This window comes from Cupriavidus sp. SS-3 (assembly GCF_035818815.1).
GTDB classification, from domain to species: domain Bacteria; phylum Pseudomonadota; class Gammaproteobacteria; order Burkholderiales; family Burkholderiaceae; genus Cupriavidus; species Cupriavidus taiwanensis_C.
Genome location: NZ_JAYLVT010000040.1, coordinates 1 through 3,665 on the forward strand (window position 1 = coordinate 1; position 3,665 = coordinate 3,665).

Here is a 3,665-nt window from a genome sequence, read left to right on the forward strand (position 1 = left end):
ACCGTAGCGCAGCACCTGTTCGCCGCAGATCACGGCGACGGCATCGGGGCGCGCCGCCGCGTGGCGGGCGATGTGCGCGTGCACGGGCAGGGCCTCGCCGGCAGGCGCCTCGCCCTGGCCCAGCGCCAGCAGCGCCGCCTGCTCATCGTGCGTGAGCAGGCCGAGCGCGCCAACGGTCTGCGCCGGCGCGGTGCCGATAGCTTCCAGCAGCGCCGTCATCTGCGCGCAGATACGCGCCACCTGGACATCGTCGAACGCGCGCCGCATGTAGGTGAAGCCCAGCCGCAAGGTCCGGCGCAGGCTGACCTCGACGTCCATCTCGTATTCGGTCAGGCCCGTGCTGCCCTGCGTGGCAAAGCGCAGGCCGCTGCGGCCGGCCGATGCCAGCGCGTCCTCAAGCGGGAAGTTCTCGAACACCAGGATGCTGTCGAACAGCCGCTGGCCGGCCTGGCCGCCCCAGCGCTGGATATCGGACAGCGGCGTGTGCCCGTGCTCGCGCGCGGCCAGGTTGAAGTTCTGCAGTTCGCGCAGCCAGTCGCCGACCGCCTGCTCGGGGCGCGGGGCAGCCAGCACCGGCAGTGTGTTGATGAACAGTCCCAGCATCTGCTGGCTGCCCGGCACGTCGGCAGGGCGGCCGGCCACGGTGGCGCCGAAGGCCACGCGGCGCTGGCCGGTGTAGCGCTGCAACAGCAGCAGCCACGCGGCCTGCACCACGGTGTTGAGCGTCACCTTCTGGGCGCGGGCGTAGGCGGATAGCCGTTCCGTCAGCGCCGCGCCGCAGTCGTGCTGCAGCAGCCCGTAGCCTTCGCCGCCGGCCGGCGCAGGCAGCGCGTGCGCCAGCCGCGTAGGCGTGTCGAAGCCATCGAGCTGGCCGGCCCAGAACGCCTGCGCGGCACCGGCGTCGCGCTGCTGCAGCCAGCGGATGTAGTCGGCAAAGCGGCCTTCGGCCGGCGCGACGGCCTCGCCCGCATAGCGCTTGAGCACCTCGCCCAGCAGCTGCGAGGTGCTCCAGCCATCGAGCAGCAGGTGGTGCACGGTCCAGACCAGGTGGTGCCGGTCCGGGCCGGTGCGCACCAGCGTCAGCCGCATCAGCGGCGGGCACTCCAGGTCGAAGCCCCGGGCCAGGTCCGCCGCGGCAAGCCGGTCCAGCGCGTCCTGCACGGACGCGGCCGGCTGCGCCGACCAGTCGTGTTCGGCCAGCGGCAGCGGCACCTCGTGCGCCACCCATTGCAGCGGCTGCTCGCCGCGCTGCAGGAAGCCCGTGCGCAGGGCATCGTGGCTGCCGAGCGCTTCGCGCCAGGCCTGCGCGAAGCGGGCCGCATCGAGCCCCTCGACCTCGACCCGCAACTGGTTGATATAGGCGCTGCCGGCATCCGCGCGCGCCACGCTGTGGTACAGCATGCCCGCCTGCATCGGCGACAGCGGGTACAGGTCCTGCACCCGCGCGGCGTCGAGGCCGAGGCCGTCGAGCTGGCCTTGCGACAGGCGCGCCAGCGCAAAGTCCTCGCTGCGCAGGCTGGTCCGGCGCGGCCTTGCCTGGCCGGGCACCGCGTCGGCCTTGCCATCCAGCGGCGCCAACGCCTCGGCCACCGCCGCCAGCGTTTGCCGCTCGAACAGCTGTTTGGGCGTCAGCAGCCAGCCCAGCGCGCGCAGCCGCGCGACGATCTGCAGGCTCAGGATCGAATCGCCACCCAGTTCGAAGAAGTTGTCGGCGCGGCCGACGCGCGCCACCTTCAGCACCGCGGCCCAGGTGTCCGCCAGCAGCGTTTCCACGCCCGGCTGCGGTGCCTCGTAGGCGCCGGTACCGGCGAATTCCGGCGACGGCAGCGCGCGCCGGTCGAGCTTGCCGTTGGGGGTGACCGGCATGCGTTCCAGCACGACCATGGCGGCGGGCACCATGTAGTCGGGCAGCGCCTGCGCCAGCCAGCCGCGCAGCGCGTCGGCGTCGATCGATGCGCCGGCCGCGGGGACGGCATAGGCCACCAGCCGCGCCGGACCGTCGCCGGTCAGTGCGACAGCCACGGCCTCGCGCACGCTGCCGTGCGCGAGCAGCCGCGCCTCGATCTCGCCCAGCTCGATGCGCAGGCCGCGGATCTTGACCTGGTGGTCGAGCCGCCCCAGGTATTCGATCTGGCCGTCGGCGCGGCGCCGCGCCAGGTCGCCGGTGCGATAGAGCCGTTCGCCCTGTGCGCTGTGCGGATCGGCGACAAAACGCTCCGCCGTGAGCGCCGCCCGGCCGAGATAGCCACGCGCCAGGCCCGCGCCGCCCAGATACAGTTCGCCCGCGATGCCGTCCGGCACCGGATGCATCGCGCCGTCGAGCACATGCGCGCTGACATTGGCGATCGGGCGTCCGATCGGCACCGCATGCCCGCCATCGTCGCGGCAGGTCCAGTGGGTGACGTCGATCGCCGCCTCGGTTGGACCGTACAGGTTGTGCAGGCCCGCCCGCGGCAGCAAGGCCATGGTGCGGCGGGCCAGGTCCGCCGGCAGCGCCTCGCCGCTGCAGACGATGTGGCGCAGGCTCGCGCACGCGGCGGCCACAGCGCCGTCGGCGACGAAGGCCTGCAGCATCGCCGGCACGAAATGCAGCGTGGTGACCCGGTGCTGCGCGATCAGCGCGGCGATCCGCTGCGGGTCGCGATGGTCGCCCGGCGCCGCCAGCGCCAGGCGCGCACCCGTCATCAGCGGCCAGAAAAACTCCCAGACCGAGACGTCGAAGCTGAACGGGGTCTTCTGCAGCACGGTGTCGGCGGCATCCAGCCGGTACTGCGCCTGCATCCACCAGAGCCGGTTATGCAGCGCGCCGTGCCGGTTGCCGGCACCCTTGGGCCGGCCGGTGGAGCCGGAGGTGTAGATGACATAGGCCAGGTGCTCGGGCGACAGCGCGGGGACCGGGTTGTGGTCGCCGCCTTTCGCATAGATCGCCGCATCGGCCAGGTCGACGGCGGCAACGGCACGGGGCAGCGCCGGCATCGCATCGGCGCGCTGCACCAGCACCAGGGCCACGCCGCTGTCCTCGATCATGTAGGCCAGGCGGTCGGCGGGATAGTCCGGATCGAACGGCACGTAGGCGCCGCCGGCCTTGAGGATGGCGAGCAGCGCGACGACCATCTCGACGGAGCGCTCGGCCAGCACGCCAACCGGCACATCCGGGCCCACCCCTTGCGCGATCAGTCGATGCGCGAGGGCGTTGGCGCGGCGGTTCAGCGCCGCATAGCTCAGGCGCTGCTCGCCAAAGCACAGCGCAATCGCGTCAGGCTGCGCGGCGGCACGGGCTTCGAACAGCCGGTGCACCGGTTCCGCGGCGGGATAGGGCTGGGGATCGGCACCCAGCGCCAGCGCGGCGCACGCCTCGCGCGGCACCATCAGCGCGATCTCGCCCAGCGGGCGCGCGGCGTCGGCGGCCAGTTGGCGCAGCACCGCGAACAGGCTGCGCGCCAGCGTGCGCGCCTGCGCTTCGCCGAGCACGGCGCGGTCGAAGCGGCAGGTCAGGTGCAGCGTGTCGGTATGCGCGAACAGCAGCGTCAGCGGATAGTTGGTCTCGGCCCGGTTGCGCACGCCGGAGAACGACAGCCCGTCCGGCGTGCGGCGCAGCGCCGCGTCGACCGGGTAGTTCTCGAACACGACGATCGAATCGAACAGGGCCTGGCCGCCCAAGCCGG

General features: G+C 72.9%; 1 protein-coding gene. It reads right to left on the minus strand.

Going from position 1 to position 3,665, the window contains the following annotated elements; all coding sequences use genetic code 11:
- Positions 1-3,665 (minus strand): amino acid adenylation domain-containing protein (locus tag U9J39_RS29300; protein ID WP_326348788.1); only part of this gene is annotated, 3,665 nt, incomplete at both ends.